The organism is Arthrobacter sp. NPDC058288 (genome assembly GCF_042880995.1).
Classification (GTDB): domain Bacteria; phylum Actinomycetota; class Actinomycetes; order Actinomycetales; family Micrococcaceae; genus Arthrobacter.
Genome location: NZ_JBHVYH010000004.1, coordinates 191,632 through 206,934 on the forward strand (window position 1 = coordinate 191,632; position 15,303 = coordinate 206,934).

At 66.5% G+C, this 15,303-nt stretch carries 12 protein-coding genes; 6 read left to right on the plus strand and 6 right to left on the minus strand.

Annotated elements, in window-relative coordinates:
• Positions 1–222: 222 nt before the first annotated feature.
• Positions 223–2,823, minus strand: coding sequence for an ABC transporter (locus tag ACFVWT_RS13525; RefSeq protein WP_390248510.1), 2,601 nt, complete (start codon positions 2,821–2,823; stop codon positions 223–225).
• Positions 2,824–2,871: 48 nt separating this feature from the next.
• Between ACFVWT_RS13525 and ACFVWT_RS13530 the strand changes: the two genes are divergently transcribed.
• Together ACFVWT_RS13530 and ACFVWT_RS13535 are read left to right on the plus strand one after the other, a co-directional pair.
• The gene (locus ACFVWT_RS13530) at positions 2,872–4,008 is read left to right on the plus strand and encodes an adenosine deaminase (RefSeq protein WP_390248512.1); all 1,137 of its coding nucleotides are present in this window, start codon (positions 2,872–2,874) and stop codon (positions 4,006–4,008) included.
• A gap of 129 nt (positions 4,009–4,137) precedes the next feature.
• Positions 4,138–6,435, plus strand: coding sequence for an FdhF/YdeP family oxidoreductase (locus ACFVWT_RS13535; protein WP_390248514.1), 2,298 nt, complete (start codon positions 4,138–4,140; stop codon positions 6,433–6,435).
• A gap of 16 nt (positions 6,436–6,451) precedes the next feature.
• Here the strand turns inward: ACFVWT_RS13535 and ACFVWT_RS13540 are convergent, their stop codons facing one another.
• Both ACFVWT_RS13540 and ACFVWT_RS13545 read right to left on the minus strand, forming a co-directional pair.
• Positions 6,452–6,769 carry a DUF6457 domain-containing protein gene (locus ACFVWT_RS13540; RefSeq protein WP_390248516.1) on the minus strand — a complete coding sequence of 106 codons (318 nt, stop codon included), beginning with the start codon at positions 6,767–6,769 and terminating at the stop codon, positions 6,452–6,454.
• 59 nt (positions 6,770–6,828) lie between these two features.
• On the minus strand, positions 6,829–7,803 hold the full coding sequence (locus ACFVWT_RS13545; RefSeq protein ID WP_390248518.1) for an aldo/keto reductase: 975 nt from the start codon (positions 7,801–7,803) through the stop codon (positions 6,829–6,831).
• A gap of 311 nt (positions 7,804–8,114) precedes the next feature.
• Here ACFVWT_RS13545 and ACFVWT_RS13550 point away from each other — a divergent pair, with 311 nt between their 5' ends.
• Both ACFVWT_RS13550 and ACFVWT_RS13555 read left to right on the plus strand, forming a co-directional pair.
• On the plus strand, positions 8,115–9,008 hold the full coding sequence (locus ACFVWT_RS13550) for a glycosidase (protein WP_390248520.1): 894 nt from the start codon (positions 8,115–8,117) through the stop codon (positions 9,006–9,008).
• A 106-nt stretch (positions 9,009–9,114) separates the two neighbouring features.
• Positions 9,115–9,909, plus strand: coding sequence for an alpha/beta fold hydrolase (locus ACFVWT_RS13555; protein ID WP_390248522.1), 795 nt, complete (start codon positions 9,115–9,117; stop codon positions 9,907–9,909).
• A gap of 17 nt (positions 9,910–9,926) precedes the next feature.
• Here the strand turns inward: ACFVWT_RS13555 and ACFVWT_RS13560 are convergent, their stop codons facing one another.
• The 3 genes from ACFVWT_RS13560 to ACFVWT_RS13570 form a co-directional block, all read right to left on the minus strand.
• Positions 9,927–10,154 (minus strand): hypothetical protein, encoded by a 228-nt coding sequence (locus ACFVWT_RS13560; protein ID WP_390248524.1) that lies wholly within the window; start codon positions 10,152–10,154, stop codon positions 9,927–9,929.
• A 30-nt stretch (positions 10,155–10,184) separates the two neighbouring features.
• Complete coding sequence (locus ACFVWT_RS13565; protein WP_390248526.1) at positions 10,185–12,053, minus strand: alpha-glucosidase; 1,869 nt, start codon at positions 12,051–12,053, stop codon at positions 10,185–10,187.
• Positions 12,054–12,140: 87 nt separating this feature from the next.
• Positions 12,141–13,376: a mechanosensitive ion channel family protein gene (locus tag ACFVWT_RS13570; RefSeq protein WP_390248528.1), complete on the minus strand. Its 1,236-nt coding sequence runs from the start codon at positions 13,374–13,376 to the stop codon at positions 12,141–12,143.
• A 160-nt stretch (positions 13,377–13,536) separates the two neighbouring features.
• Between ACFVWT_RS13570 and ACFVWT_RS13575 the strand changes: the two genes are divergently transcribed.
• Positions 13,537–14,277, plus strand: a complete 741-nt coding sequence (locus tag ACFVWT_RS13575; protein ID WP_390248530.1) for a hypothetical protein — start codon at positions 13,537–13,539, stop codon at positions 14,275–14,277.
• A 139-nt stretch (positions 14,278–14,416) separates the two neighbouring features.
• A complete protein-coding gene (locus ACFVWT_RS13580) occupies positions 14,417–15,301 on the plus strand; it encodes a hypothetical protein (RefSeq protein ID WP_390248532.1) in 885 nt (294 codons plus the stop codon).
• Positions 15,302–15,303 lie beyond the last annotated feature (2 nt).

A 15,303-nucleotide genomic window follows, 5' to 3' on the forward strand; every position in this document is an offset into this window, starting at 1 on the left:
GTCCGTCCCCGGACGTTGTCGCGCCACTGCCCGCCCCTGACGAACTAGAGGTCATGTACGGTGTCTGCCGGCCGGGCAGTAACTGGTGGTGGCAGCACCGGGCATTCGTCGTCCCGCTCGGCGGGATCACGTTCCACGCTAGGACAGTGGCGGTGCGTTATCAAATCGAAATAGATATCCGCCACGGTGTCGCGATGTGCAGGTCGTGAATGCCGGCGCCAATCATTGATCCAGTGCCGTCGCCAGATACGGCGCCGTCCGGCTCCGGGCGGAACGCGCGACGGCGGCCGGCGTACCGGACGCCACAATCTCACCGCCGGCGTCGCCACCGGCCGGCCCGAGATCGATCACCCAGTCCGCGGCGGCCACCACGTCCATCTCGTGTTCCACCACAATGACCGTGTTTCCGGCGTCCACCAGGCCATGCAGCTGGGCCATGAGCAATTGGACATCCGCAGGGTGGAGCCCTGTGGTGGGTTCGTCCAGCAGGTAGAGGGTGTGGCCGCGGCGCGCTCGCTGGAGTTCCGTGGCCAGCTTGATCCGCTGGGCTTCGCCGCCCGAGAGCTCGGTGGCGGGCTGGCCCAGCCGGAGGTAGCCCAGGCCAACGTCGCGCAGGGTCTGCAGGCTGCGGGCAGCGGCCGGGACACCGGCCAGGAAGTCCGCGGCGGCATCCACCGTCATGGCCAGCACTTCGGCCACGTTCTTGCCGTTGTAGGTCACCTCCAGCGTCTCGGGGTTGTAGCGCGAACCCCCGCACTCGGGGCACGGGCCGTAGCTTCCCGGAAGGAAGAGGAGCTCAACGGCCACGAATCCTTCGCCCAGGCAGATCTCGCAGCGGCCGCCTGCCACGTTGAAGGAGAACCGTCCGGCGCCGAAACGGCGGGCACGTGCCTGCTCGGTGGCGGCGAATTCCTTGCGCACGGCGTCGAACAGCCCGGTGTACGTGGCCAGGTTGGACCGCGGCGTGCGGCCGATCGGCTTCTGGTCCACCCGCACGAGCCGGTCAATCCGGTCCATTCCGCTGGTTTCTGCAACGGCTTCGGAAACGATGAGCGGTTCGCCGGACCCGGCGTCCCCGGATTCCAGGTCCTCGGCGGTCACCTCCGCAGCGGCCGCAACGTCAGCCGCCTGCGGGTGCAGGTGCGCCCCCACCACCTCGGCCAGGACCTGGCTCACCAGGGTGGACTTGCCCGAGCCGGAAACGCCCGTGACCGCGGTCAGGATGCCCAGCGGGAAGTCGGCGTCGAGATCGCGAAGGTTGTGCCGGCTGATGCCTTTCAACCCAAGCCAGCCGCCCGCCGGGCGGCGCGCTCCGCCGTCGTTGTTCCCGCCGTCATTCTTATTGCCGCCGCGATTCGCGCCGCCGCCGTCCGGGAACAGGAAGGGCCTGGTAACGGACGACTCCACGTCTGCGAGCCCGGCCACGGGTCCGCTGTACAGGATCTCGCCGCCGCCTTCCCCGGCGCGCGGGCCAACGTCAACCAGCCAGTCGGCGCGCCGGACCACGTCCATGTTGTGTTCCACCACGAACACCGAGTTGCCGGAAGACTTGAGCGCTTCGAGCACAGCCTGCAGCGGTTCGGCGTCGGCGGGGTGGAGCCCGGCGGACGGCTCGTCCAGAACGTACACCACACCGAACAGGCCGGAACGCAGCTGGGTGGCAATCCGCAGCCGCTGCATTTCGCCGGGAGAGAGCGTGGGCGTGGCCCGGCCCAGGGCAAGGTAGCCCAGGCCCAGCTCCAGCAGCACGGTGATCCGCAGCAGGAGGTCGCGGGTGATGGCGACGGCCACTTCGTTGGTCTCGCCCGAGGCCGCACCACGGCTGGCCGTCCCGGCGTCCTTCAGCTCGCTGGTGGGCCGGATGACCTCGGCCAGTTCGGCCATGGGTACGGCGTTGAGCTCGGCGATGGTGCGTCCCGCGAAGGTCACCGCCAGGGCCTCGGGCGTCAGTCCGCTTCCGCCGCAGCGCTCGCACGGTCCCGTTTCCATGAACCGGAGAACGCGCTGGCGCATGGTGTCGCTCTTGGAGTCGGCCAGCGTGTGGAGCACGTAGCTCTTGGCGCTCCAGAAGCGGCCTTTGTAGGGTTTGGCCACCCGGTCCCGCTTCGGTGTCACCTCCACGACGGGCTGTTCCTCGGTGAACAGGATCCAGTCGCGGTGCTTCTTGGGCAGCTTCCGCCAGGGGATGGTGACGTCGTAGCCGAGGTGGCTGAGGATGTCGCGGAGGTTCTTGCCCTGCCACGCGCCCGGCCAGGCCGCGATGGCGCCGTCGGCGATGCTCAGCGAGGTGTCCGGGACAAGTGACGATTCGCTGACCGTGTGGGCAATGCCCAGGCCGTGGCACACGGGGCAGGCGCCGGCGGCCGTGTTGGGCGAGAAAGCATCCGAGTCCAGCTGGGCCGTGCCCGCCGGATAGGTACCGGCGCGGGAGAACAGCATACGCAGCGAGTTGGAGAGGGTGGTCACCGTGCCTACGGTGGACCGGCTGCTCGGTGTACCGCGCCGTTGTTGAAGCGCGACGGCGGGAGGCAGCCCCGTGATCAGCTCCACCTTGGGATTGTGGCCCTGCTGGATGAGGCGCCGAGCGTACGGGGCCACGGACTCGAAATAGCGGCGCTGGGCTTCCGCGAAGATGGTGCCGAAGGCGAGGGAGGACTTGCCGGAACCGGAGACGCCGGTGAACGCAACGATAGCGTCCCGGGGCACGTCCACGTCCACGTTGCGCAGGTTGTTTTCCCGGGCTCCGCGCACCCGGACGAATCCATCGGTGGGGTGGTCCGGGGTCAGGAAGGGCATATTGGAAGCCTGCTTGTTATGTTGCATTGCTTCGACTCTATCGGTGCCGGGGCGCTGCGGGCATATCCTTACCGGATGGAAACTTACGACGGCGCGCCCGAACCCGGCGGCGCGTCAGCACTCAGCGATGCTCCTGTAGACGCCCCTGACCAGCCTGTGGCGGCCCAGACCGACGCCGAAGGGGCCGTGGCGGCCCAGACCGACGCCGAAGGGGCCGTGGCCGATCTGCCCGTAAAACTTCTGCCGGTGGCGGAGCTGCACCTCCACATCGAGGGGACCCTGGAGCCGGAGCTGATCTTCGCGCTGGCCGAACGGAACGGCATCACGCTGCCGTACGCGGACCTGGACGAGCTGCGCGCCCGCTACGAGTTCACGGACCTGCAGTCCTTCCTGGACCTGTACTACGCCAACATGGCCGTTCTGCAGACGGAGCAGGACTTTGCGAACATGACCCGCGCGTACCTGGAGCGGGCGGCGGCCGCGGGAGTGCGGCACGCCGAAATCATGATGGACCCGCAGGCCCACGTGTCCCGCGGGATCCCGCTCCAGACCTGCGTGAGCGGTGTTGCCTCCGTGCTGGCGAATTCCCTGGAGGAGTTCGGGGTGTCCACCCTGCTGATCGCCGCGTTCCTGCGCGACCTGCCCGAGGAATCGGCCCTCGACGTCCTGGAGCAGTTGCTGGCCATGAACGCGCCCATCGCCGGCATCGGCCTGGACTCGGCCGAGGTGGGCAACCCTCCGGCCAAATTCGAACGGCTGTTCGCCCGGGCGAAGGAAGCCGGCCTGCACCGGATAGCGCACGCCGGCGAGGAGGGCCCGCCGTCGTACATCGTCGATGCGCTGGAACTACTGGACGTGGAGCGGATCGATCACGGCATCCGCTGCATGGAGGACCCCGATCTGGTGGAACACCTCGTGGCGGAGCGCGTGCCGCTGACCGTGTGCCCGTTGTCCAATGTGCGGCTCCGTGCCGTGGACACCCTGGCCGAGCACCCGCTTCCGGCAATGCTCGCTGCGGGACTGAACGTCAGCGTGAACTCGGACGATCCCGCGTACTTCGGCGGGTACGTGGACGACAACTTCGTGCAGCTGCAAACCGTCCTGGGGTTGTCCGAATTCGACCGGGTCCGGCTGGCTTCCAACTCCATCCGGTCCTCGTTCGCGGACGAGGAGCGCAAATCCGAGCTGCTCGCGGAGCTCGGTTACTCCTGAGTTGGCACGGGCCTGGCGGGTGGTTGCGGCGTCCATCCATAACTGCTAATCCTGAGGGCAGGTCCTGTCCGTGGGGACACCAGTTCGAAGCAGCACTGAGCAGCAAGTCCGAGTCAAGGAGGGCGCAGCATGCCCCGGAAGACCCCTCGTGTGGAAGAAGCAGACGAAAACAACCTTGAGGTGGGCAAGCCAAAGGAGTGGGCCGCGGGTTTCCCCGGCGTCTACCACTCCATGAAGCCTGCCATCGAAAAGATGGGCGTCGAACGGTCCCGCAAGACGTTGCTTGCCTTGAACCAGAAGGACGGCTTCGACTGCATGAGTTGCGCGTGGCCGGACCCCGGCCACCGCAAGACGTTCGAGTTTTGCGAGAACGGTGCCAAAGCCGTCACATGGGAGGCTACTCCCGTCCTTGTCCCTGCGGAATTCTGGCAGGAGCACCCGGTCAGCGAACTGCGGGGGATGTCCGAGTACTGGCTCGGGATGCAGGGGCGGCTGACCGAACCGGTCTACAAACCCGCGGGGGAGGACCACTACCGGCCCGTCAGCTGGGACGAAGCCTTTTCCATCCTGGGCGGCAAGCTGAAGAGCCTGGCGAGCCCTGACGAGGCCGCGTTCTACACCAGCGGCCGGACTTCGAACGAGGCAGCCTTCCTGTACCAGCTGTTCGTCCGGGCTTATGGAACCAACAACCTGCCGGACTGCTCCAACATGTGCCATGAATCCTCCGGCTGGGGCATGGGCCAGACCATCGGCATCGGCAAGGCCACCATCTCCTATGACGATTTCGCGCAGGCGGACCTGATCATCATCATGGGGCAGAACCCGGGAACCAACCACCCGCGCATGCTGACCGCCCTCGAAGAAGCCAAGGAAGCTGGTGGCGAGATCGTTGCCGTTAACCCGCTGCCCGAGGCCGGGCTGCGCCGGTATAAGAACCCGCAGAAGGTCAAGGGCATCGTGGGACACGGCACGCAGATTGCCGACCAGTTCCTGCAGATCCGGCTGGGCGGGGACATGGCACTTCTGCAGGCGGTGTCCAAGCGCGTTCTCGACGCCGAAGCCAGGAACCCGGGGAGTGTGCTGGACCACGCGTTCCTCCAGGAGCACTGCCAGGGGCTGGAGGAACTCAAGGAGCACCTCGCCGAACTGGATGAGCGCGAAGTGGTTGAGGCCACCGGACTGCGCCGCGAAGAAATCGACGAACTGGCCGAGCGCTACCTGAGGGCCGAGAAGGTCATCATCACCTGGGCAATGGGCATCACGCAGCACAAAAAGGGCGTGGCAACCATCAAGGAGATCATCAACCTCCTGCTGCTGCGGGGAAACATGGGAAAACCCGGTGCAGGAGCGTCCCCGATCCGCGGCCACAGCAACGTCCAGGGCGACCGCACCATGGGCATCTGGGAACAAATGCCGCCGGCCTTCCTGGATGCCTTGGGCAAGGAGTTCAACTTCGATCCGCCCCGGGAGCACGGCGCGGACGCCGTGGAAACCATCCGCAGGATGCGCGACGGCGACATTAGGGTTTTCGTGGGCCTTGGCGGCAACCTGGTGGGGGCCATCTCCGACTCCCAGGCAGCCGAAGGCGCCATGGAGAACACGGAGATGACGGTGCAGATCTCCACAAAGCTCAACCGCTCCCACACGGTGACAGGCAAGGAAGCCCTGATCCTGCCCACTATGGGACGCACCGAGATCGACATGCAGGCGTCCGGCCCGCAGTTCGTTTCGGTGGAGGACACCGTCTGCGCCGTCCACGCCTCCCACGGCACGGTACGGCCCGTGGCGCCGGACCTGCTCTCGGAAGTGGCCATCATCAGCAGGCTGGCCCGCGCCACGGTGGATGGGAAGATCGACGCCGACTGGGCCGGGTTCGAGCGCGACTATGACCTCATCCGCGACCACATCTCCCATGTGGTGGCGGGCTGCGAGGACTACAACCGGAAGATCCGCCAGAAGGGCGGCTTTGTGCTCCCCAACGGACCCCGGGACTCGCGCACGTTCCCCACGCCCACGGGCAAGGCCATGCTCACCGTGAACCACCTAGAGCACGTGGAGCGCCCGGCCGGCACTTTGATCCTGCAGTCCATGAGGTCGCACGACCAGTTCAACACCACCATTTACGGCCACGACGACCGCTACCGCGGCATCAGGAAGGGCCGCGACGTGGTCTTCGTCAGCCCCGAGGACATCGCCGAGCTGGGCCTTTCCGATGGCCAGCACGTGGACATCCACGGGGTCTACGAAGACAACGTGCAGCGAGTGCTCCGGAAGTTCCGTGTGGTGTCGTACCCCACGGCCCGGGGGTGCGCGGCCGCGTACTATCCGGAGGCCAACGTGCTGGTTCCGCTGGAAAGCGTGGCCGAGGGCAGCAACACCCCGGTGTCCAAGGCCGTTATCGTGCGGTTGGAGCCCAGCCTGGGGTAGTCCCGGGCGGGTCGGGTTACTGGGCGGTGCCGGCCCAGCCTTCGCTGTCCGGGCCGCCGTCGGCTCCGTGCTCGCACAGCTTCAGCGCCACTTCGGTGGCGGACTCGATGGCCTCGATGGGGCTCGCCTTCCCCTTGGCGGCGGACAGCCCGGCTGCATAGCCCACCACCACCGCGCTGATCGGACCGGCGTCGTCGTTGACTGCCTCGGAAGATTCCTTGGCCAGCCGGCGAATGAGCGCGTGGTCAAGCTCCAGGTCCAGGATCTGAAGGGCGTGGGTGAGCCTCCGGCTCCATTGGGCCAGGGCCAGGTCTTCTTCATTGAGTTCGGTCACTGTGTCTCCTTTATTGCGGTGATGGGCTCGCTTGGTAGTGGGGGGCGGCCGGGCCGGCCTTACACGTCGATCGAATCCATGTGCGGGTAGCGTGCTCCCGCCGCCACCCCGGCAGGGGCAAGCTCGTCGAGCCGGCTGAGGTCCTGGTCGGAGAGTTCAACGTCCAGCGCGCCGAGGTTTTCCTGAAGCCGGACACGCTTTTTGGTGCCGGGTATGGGGACGATGTGCTCGCCCTGTGCCAGCAGCCAGGCCAGGGCCAGCTGTGCCGGTGTGCACTTCTTCTCGTCGGCCAGTTCCTTCACCCGGTCCACCAGCTCGAGGTTGCGCGTGAAGTTCCCGCCTTGGAACCGGGGTGAGTGGCGCCGGAAATCGTCCGGCGCGAAGTCCTCCGGGGTGCGCAGCTGGCCGGTGAGGAAGCCGCGTCCCAGCGGGCTGTACGGCACAAATCCGATTCCCAGTTCCGCCAGCAGCGGGAAGACTTTCGTCTCCGGTTCCCGTTCCCACAGGGAGTACTCCGTCTGAAGTGCAGTGATCGGGTGCACAGCGTGGGCACGGCGGATGGTGTCGGCGCTGGCTTCGGACAGCCCCAGATGGCGTACTTTGCCAGCCTGGACCAGTTCGGCCATGGCACCCACAGTGTCCTCGATGGGCACGGCCTTGTCCACGCGGTGCTGGTAGTAGAGGTCGATGTGGTCCACCCCCAGGCGCTGCAGGCTCGCGTCGCAGGCAGCGCGGACGTATTCAGGACGGCCGTTGATGCCAACCCAGGTTCCGTCTTTCCGGCGCTCATTGCCGAACTTGGTGGCAAGGACAACCTCGGCCCGGCGCCCGGCGATGGCCCTGCCCACCAGTTGCTCATTGGTGAACGGCCCGTACATGTCCGCCGTATCCAGCAGGGTTCCGCCCGCGTCGAGGAAGGCCTGGATGGTGGCGGCGGATTCGGTGTCGTCGCCTGTGCCGTAGAACTCACTCATGCCCATGCAGCCGAGGCCAAGGGCGGATACGGTCAAAGCGCCAAGGGTGCGGGTCTCCATGCTGGTCTCCTCATTGAAGAAGGCGGGACTGGCGGTGTGGCTTCATGGGAAGATTGCTGACAAAAGGCAGGACGCCACTATAGGCAGGTACGTTCCGGGCCCACAACGGGTGGTCCGGAGGAGGAGGCTTCGCCCGTTTGTCAACGGGCCCAAAGTCCCGATGTTTCCGCCCCGTACCTGAGACCCTAGGATCACTTGCGCTGCATCCGGCGTCACAGTCGGTCACGACACACATTGTTAACGCCTATAGTCGCCTCCGGTTACAGTTCACTGGCAAAATGCTGAGTGATCACCTGCTCGAAAGGACAAATATGCCCACGGCTATTGCAGACACCACCACTGTTCGACTCAAATCAGTGCTCGACATCCTCGCGGAAAGCGTTCTGTCGGGCGAGACCCTCGGCGCAGGCGCGGTCCTGGCCCAGGCCACGGTCCGGGTACCGCTGAACGAGAAGGAAAGTGAACTGCTCAGCGGAGGCATCCCCCGGGGACACAAGGCACTGACCACCGCCACGAGCAAGCTCGTCAAGGCCGGCTGGCTCGTCAAGGGACGCAGCGGCTGGACCATCACCGAGGAGGGCCTCCGCGCAACGGTGGCGTTCCCGGATGCGGACTCATTTGCCACCGCACTCGCCGAGGGGACTCCGGTTCCCGCCGATGTTCCGGTCCCCACCTCGCTTCCGGCCAAGGCGGCGGCTCCGAAGGCGGCTGCCGCAAAGGCTCCCAAGGCTGCACCGAAGAAGAAGGCTCCCTCCAAGGCTGCCAAGGTGGTCGAAAAGGCCGCCGAGCTGATCGAAGACGCCGTGGCACCCGTGGCGAAGGCTGTGCGCACGCGCAAGGCTGCAGCCAAGCCGGCCAAAGCGAGCGAGGACACCCAGGCAGAGGCCCCCAGCGTGGAATCGATCGACCAGCCGGAAGCTGTGGCCATCGCCGGCGACTTCAACGTGCTGCTGGGAGCGCCCGCGAACTGGGCTCCGCAGTACGACGAAGCGCAGATGCAGCTGGATGCAGTGGACCAGCTGTGGAAGCTCACCACGGACCTGCCGGCCGGGCACTACAGCTTCAAGATCGCGCTCAACCGCTCCTGGGACGAGAACTACGGTGCATTCGGTGCCTTTGACGGCGCCAACCACGAGCTCCACCACCCCGGCGGCCGGATCACGTTCAACTACGATCACCGGACCCGGGACATCACCCTGGTCTAAGCCGCACTGGCCCAAGCGGCGCCGCGGATTATTCCTGTAGGCAGCTGACCCTGATCGGCCTAGAATCAGAGCCATCAGGGTCAGCTCCACTAAGGAGCGGTGCGGTATGGACACCGTTGAGATTTCAGGACTGCGAATCTGCTATCAGCGTGCGGGCCAAGGTCCTCCGCTGGTGCTTCTCCACGGTGCGTACGAGGACAGCCGCGTCTGGCGTCGCCAGCTGGAAGGTCTGTCCGGCGAGTTCACCGTCATTGCCTGGGATGCCCCGGGCTGCGGCCGGTCCGACGATCCTCCGCCGAACTTCTCCGGACGTGAACTGGGAGATGCGCTCGCGGGGTTCCTCCGTGAGGTGGCGCCGCGGAAACCGCACCTCCTGGGGTTGTCGTGGGGATCGGGCGTCGCCTTGGAGCTGTACCGGGGCCACCCGAACATGGCGGCTTCCCTGCTGCTGGTTTCGGCCTACGCCGGCTGGGCCGGTTCGCTGCCGCCGGAGGAAGTCGAGCGCCGGTACGCCCAGATACTCGCCGAGCTGGACCAGCCGCCCGAACAGTTCATCCCCGTCTGGATGCCCACGTTGTTCACGGAGCGGGCGGATCCCGCCGTCGTCCAAGAGGCGAGCGCAATCATGGCCGACTTCCACCCGGCCGGCATGCGGGCAATGCTGAGCGCAAGCGGCCGTGCAGACTACCGTGACGTGCTTCCCACCATCAGCGTCCCCACCCTGCTGCTCTACGGGGCAGAAGACGTGCGGTCGCCGCTGGCAGTGGCGCAGGAGATGCACCGCCAGATTCCTGGGTCAAAGCTTGTGGTGATTCCCGACGTCGGGCATTTGGTCGCGGCTGAAACGCCGGAGGCGTTCAACACCGAAGTGCGCCGGTTCCTTCACAGCATCGGCGATTAGCGTCCGTCAGCCGGATTTCAGAACCGCGTGGGGTCCGGACTCGGTGCAGGCGGCACCGGCGGCATGGGTCCCGGGTCGGGGATCGGCAGCGGGCCGGGCGCCGGTGATGGTTCCGGGCCCGGGTGCGGCCGGGGCTCTGTGGGATCGGGCCTGCTGGGCGGGAACGGGTTGTCCGGGTCAGGTGGTCCGGTGGGGCCCGGTTCCGGCGGGAACGGATCCGGCTCCGGCAGCGGTGGAATTGTCATGATGCTCTCCTTGCCTTGCTGGGTGTTGCCTTAGTTGTTGTGTTGCCGGCGGAAGACCTTCAGCTCCCAGGGCCGGAGGGGGATTTCAGCATGTGTCCCGGCTCCTTCTGACGGGTAGTTTCCCAGGATCAGCTCAGCCGGGTAGTGGCCAAGCTCAGGTTCGTCCGCGCCGGTTTCGGCATCGCCCCAGCCGCCGCCTTCGAGCTCCACGGTGCGGTCTTCCCCGGAGAAGTTGCCCAGCACCAGCAGCTGCACCCCCGGCGGCGCAGCCGCACCGACGGCCGCACCGGGCGCAGACCCCGGCAGTGACCGCCGGAAGGCGTAGACGTGTTCGTCGTCGGGCAGCAGCATGGTGAACTCACCTTCCGCCACCACGGGCTCGGCATGGCGCAGGGCGATGACCTGGCGGTAGAAGTTGAACACCGAATCCGGGTTGTCCTCCTGCTCCGCGGCGTTGATGTGGCTGGTGTTCGGGTTGACCGCGATCCACGGCGATCCGGTGGTGAACCCGCCGTGCCGGGTGGCGTCCCACTGCACCGGGGTGCGGGCGTTGTCGCGGTTCAGGGGCGCCAGGGCGGCAAGCACCTCGGCGTCGGTGTGGCCCAGGTGGGTGGTGGCTTCGCGGTGGTGGTTGAGCACCTCGATGTCGCGGTAGTCGCTGATGGCGCCGAATCTCATATTCGTCATGCCCAGTTCCTCGCCCTGGTACACGTACGGGGTGCCCCGGTGCAGGTGCAGGATGCCGGCCAGCATCTTGGCGGAAAGCTCGCGGTACTGCCCGTCGTCGCCGAAACGGGACACGGCACGGGCCTGGTCGTGGTTGCCCCAGTAGAGGCTGTTCCAGCCGCGATCGGCCAGGGCATCCTGCCAGCGGCCCAGGGACTGCTTCAGGTCGGTGAGCCGCAGTTTCCTGGGCCGCCACTTGTTGCCGTCCTCCTGGTCCAGCGCCACGTGCTCGAACTGGAAGACCATGTCCACCTCGCGTCGGGCAGGATCTGTGAAGAGAACGGCGTCCTCCACCGTGACGCCTGGCATCTCGCCTACGGTCAGCAGCGGTTTGTCCCGGCCGGCGAAGACCTCCAAGTGCATTTCGTGCAGGAACTCGTGGATCCGCGGGCCGGACATGAAGTGCGGGCTGCCGTCGCCAAACAGCATGCCGTCGGCCTTCGGCCCGTCCGGCAGGGCTGTGTCCTTGGAGATGAAGTTGATGACGTCCATCCGGAAGCCGTCCACACCGCGGTCCAGCCACCAGTTCATCATGTCGTAGACAGCGGCGCGGACCTCCGGGTTTTCCCAGTTCAGATCAGGCTGCTTCCGGGAGAACAAGTGGAGGTAATACTCGCCGGTGGCCTGGTCGAACTCCCAGGCCGGGCCGGAGAACGCCGAGCCCCAGTTGTTGGGTTCTGCGCCCGTACCGTCTTCCGGACTGTGCCGGGGCGGCCGCCACCAGTACCAGTCGCGCTTGGGGTTGTCCTTGGAGGAACGTGATTCCACAAACCACGGGTGCTCGTCCGAGGTGTGGTTGACCACCAGGTCCATCACCAGTTTCATGCCCCGCGAGTGCAGCCCGTCGGTCAGTTGCTGCAGATCGGCCAGGCTGCCGAAGAGGGGATCCACGTCGCGGTAGTTGCTGATGTCGTAGCCGTTGTCATCCTGCGGGGACGAGTAGATGGGCGACAGCCAGACGACATCCACCCCAAGCTTCTGCAGGTAGTCCAGCTTGCTGATGATGCCCGGCAGGTCGCCTATGCCGTCGCCGTCGGAGTCCGCAAAGCTGCGCGGATAGATCTGGTAGACCACCGCTTTATGAAACCAGCCGGGGTCCGTGGTTGCCTCGTCATCGTTGTCCTCGGCAGGACTGGCAGGGGGTTCCGTTGCGGGCTCCGCGTGGGTGGTCATGGCCTGGTCTCCTCAGTTGCTTGCGGCGGGTCTGATGATGGGGCTCGGTTTGATTATTGATCAGATCGGCCGGGCAGGAAAGGGTTGCTAGTTCCGTGCGGAGAGCGTCTTGTCGCGGTCTTCGAAGACTTCCTCGCCGGGGCCGGTGAACGCGCGGGACCGCTCGATCGCTTCTACGGAGCCGGTGAAGAGCTGGGAGTCCTGCGGGCCGGACTGCGGGCGGGCGTGCCCCGGGTGCCCCTGGTCAACGGACTCCACGGCGGCTTGCCGGGGAGCCTCGCGGGAGGGCGCGGGGTGCACGGGCTCCCACCGCACGTGCGGCAGCGACTCAGGATGGCCCTGCTGCAGGAAGGTCACCATGGCTTCGCGGATAAGGCAGCGCAGGTCGAAGAGCGCGGCGCTGTCCGCAGCACTCACAAGGATCCGCACCCGGACGTAGCCGTTGGTGGCATCGGTGATCTGCAGGATTCCCACGCGCCCGTCCCACAGTTCCGTTCCGTCCAGCACCGTCCGGAGTTCGGTGCGCATGTCCTCAATGGGCGCCCGCCAGTCGAGGTCGAATTCCACGGTGCCCATCACCTCGGACTGGCGGCGGGTCCAGTTTTCGAACGGCGTGGTGGTGAAGTAGGTGGAGGGCAGGATGAGCCTGCGGTCGTCCCAGATGTGGACCACCACGTACGTCAGGGTGATCTCCTCGATCCGGCCCCATTCCTTCTGGACCACCACGACGTCGTCCACCCGGATCGCGTCGGTGAAGGCGAGCTGCATGCCGGCGAACACGTTCACCAGCGACGTCTGGGCGGCGAGGCCGGCCACGATGGAGATCACGCCGGCGGAGGCAAGCAAACCGGCGCCGAGGGCCTGAATGGCGGGGAAGGTCAGCATCACGCTGCCGACCGCCAGCACCACGATCAGGGCCACGCCGATCCGGCGTGCAAGGATCATCTGGGTCCGCAGGCGCCGGGCGCGGCGGTTGTCCGCGACGTCCACGCTGTAGCGGCTGAGGACCAGTGCCTCCACGATCAGCAGCATCGCGACGGCGAGCCAGGCAAGGGAACCCATGAGGGCGATCAGCAGGAGATGGTCGACGGCGGCCCGCCATCCGCCGTCGTCCGTGGTCAGCACCAGCGCGATGCGGACGCCGATCAGGCAGAGGGCCAGGCGCAACGGAAGCCGCGCCACGCGGGAGGTGGCTTGGAGTTCGGGGCGGCGGCGGTTGAGCCGGAGGACCGTCTTGCGGATCAGCCAGGAGAGGATCAGGCCTGCTGCTACCGCGAGCGCCATGGCGAGGAAGGGCATTGCCGGGGTGAGGAATTCTTGCATTGGTTAAGCTCTATCAAGCTTCCGGGAAGCACTGAAATCCAGCCGGCCGCCAGCGTGCCGGTAACATTTGGACATCGATTGGATTTATTGCTTTAGCGGCGACCCGCCGCAGTCCACAATTGAGGAATTATTCGCGGTCTCATGAAATTCAGGAGTACAGATGCACCGCTCAGCACCCTCGGCCATCGCAGTCCCGGGGGCCCTATGCCTCGCGTTCCTGCTGGTAGCCTGCGGGCCGCCGGCCTCGTCACCGTCGACGAGTTCCCCGGCCGCCACCGCCACCTCCACCGCTTCGGCGTCGCCCACCTCCACGGCGTCGGCATCGCCGAGCGCCACACCGTCCACGTCCGCCTCTTCGAATCCCGAAGCCGGCTGGAAGTCCTACACAACGGCGGACGGACTGAGGTTCGATTACCCCGAGGAGTGGAAGGTTACCGATGCGGCCGGGGAAGCAGCCGCCGGCGGCGTGTTCGTGAAAATCACCAACGCCAACGGCAAGAATCTGGCCTCGCTCAGGACGAACATGGTCACGGGCTCCGAGTGCACCGTGAAGCAGCCGTTCGGCGTCTATGAGTCCCAGCCCCTTCCGGCACTGGAGCAGAACGGAACGGTGCCCCGGTACACCTTCGAGACCCGGACGGATACTGCCGCCACGGATCCCAAGCTGATGACCGTGTTTGCGTACGGCATCACCGCCGCGCCTGAACCGGCCGGAACGGAAGCGTGCCCCATCTTCCATTTCTTCAACTGGCCGCCCAGCGGGGCGATGTTCGGCGGCGTGTATGACCCCTTCGACACCACTCCCGGCAACGAGATGCATGTGGACACCCCCGAGGTGTACATGGGCACCCAGGAGTACAAAAACATCAAGAAGATGATCACCTCGCTGCGCCCCGCTTAGGGATCCAAGGCCACAGGGTGGACGTTGCGCACCGCGGACTGTCCGCGGTGCGCAACGTTTTGGCAGCAGATTGCCCCGCACCGCGCGGGGGGCTGCCCGCAGGGCCACAATTAATCCCCGGCTGTATGAGGAGGATTGCATGCGCCGATCAACGACGCCCGGCTGTGGATCATCCGGACCGGCACGTTCCCGCGCACCAGCTGCTGCGGGGGTATGCCTCGCAGTGCTCCTTGCGGCATGCGGGGCGCCTCCTGCTGCGCGGGAGACGGAGTCCGCGACCGCAACTCCACCCAATGGTTCCGCCAGCGCGACGTCGAACGGAACAGCGAGCGGAATCGCCACGGGTACTGCCGCCGGTTCGGACACCGGAACGACGGCCCCGCCCGGCGCGACGGCGGGCGGGGCGCCGGCTGAACCGGCGCCGTCGGGCACGTCCCCCAGCCGGCTACCATCTCCCACTGCGTCCGGCTGGAAGACATTTACGACGCCGGACCGGGACCTGGCGTTCGACTATCCGGGCGACTGGACCCTCAAGGATCCCGCTGGGAAATCGCCGCTAGGCGGAGCGCACGTGGAGGTGTTGAACGGTGCGGGGAAATCGATGGCTGTCCTCGAGACCAGGATCGTGACCGGCTCGGAGTGCGTGCAGCAGTATCCGTTTGCAGTGCTGGACTCCGAACCCATGACGGCCTTGGCCGAGAAGGGCGTGCCGGACGAGAACGCACCACGCTTCATGTTCGAGACCAGGGGCGATGCTTCGGCGCCCGCCCGGACGGCGGAAACCATTGCGGCCTACGGCATCACCATGATTCCGGAGGAGGCCGGGACGCTGGCGTGTCCCGTCTTCCTGCTGTTCCGGTGGCCGCCGAGCGGCGCGATGTTCGGGGCAGGCTACGACCCCGCGAACAACACCACCCCGGGGGACCCGTCGCTGCCGTACTGGGAGAAGGCGAAGCTGTACGTGGAGACGGGCGAGTACCGGAACATCCGGCGGATGATCACCTCCCTGCGGCTCGCGCGCTAAGG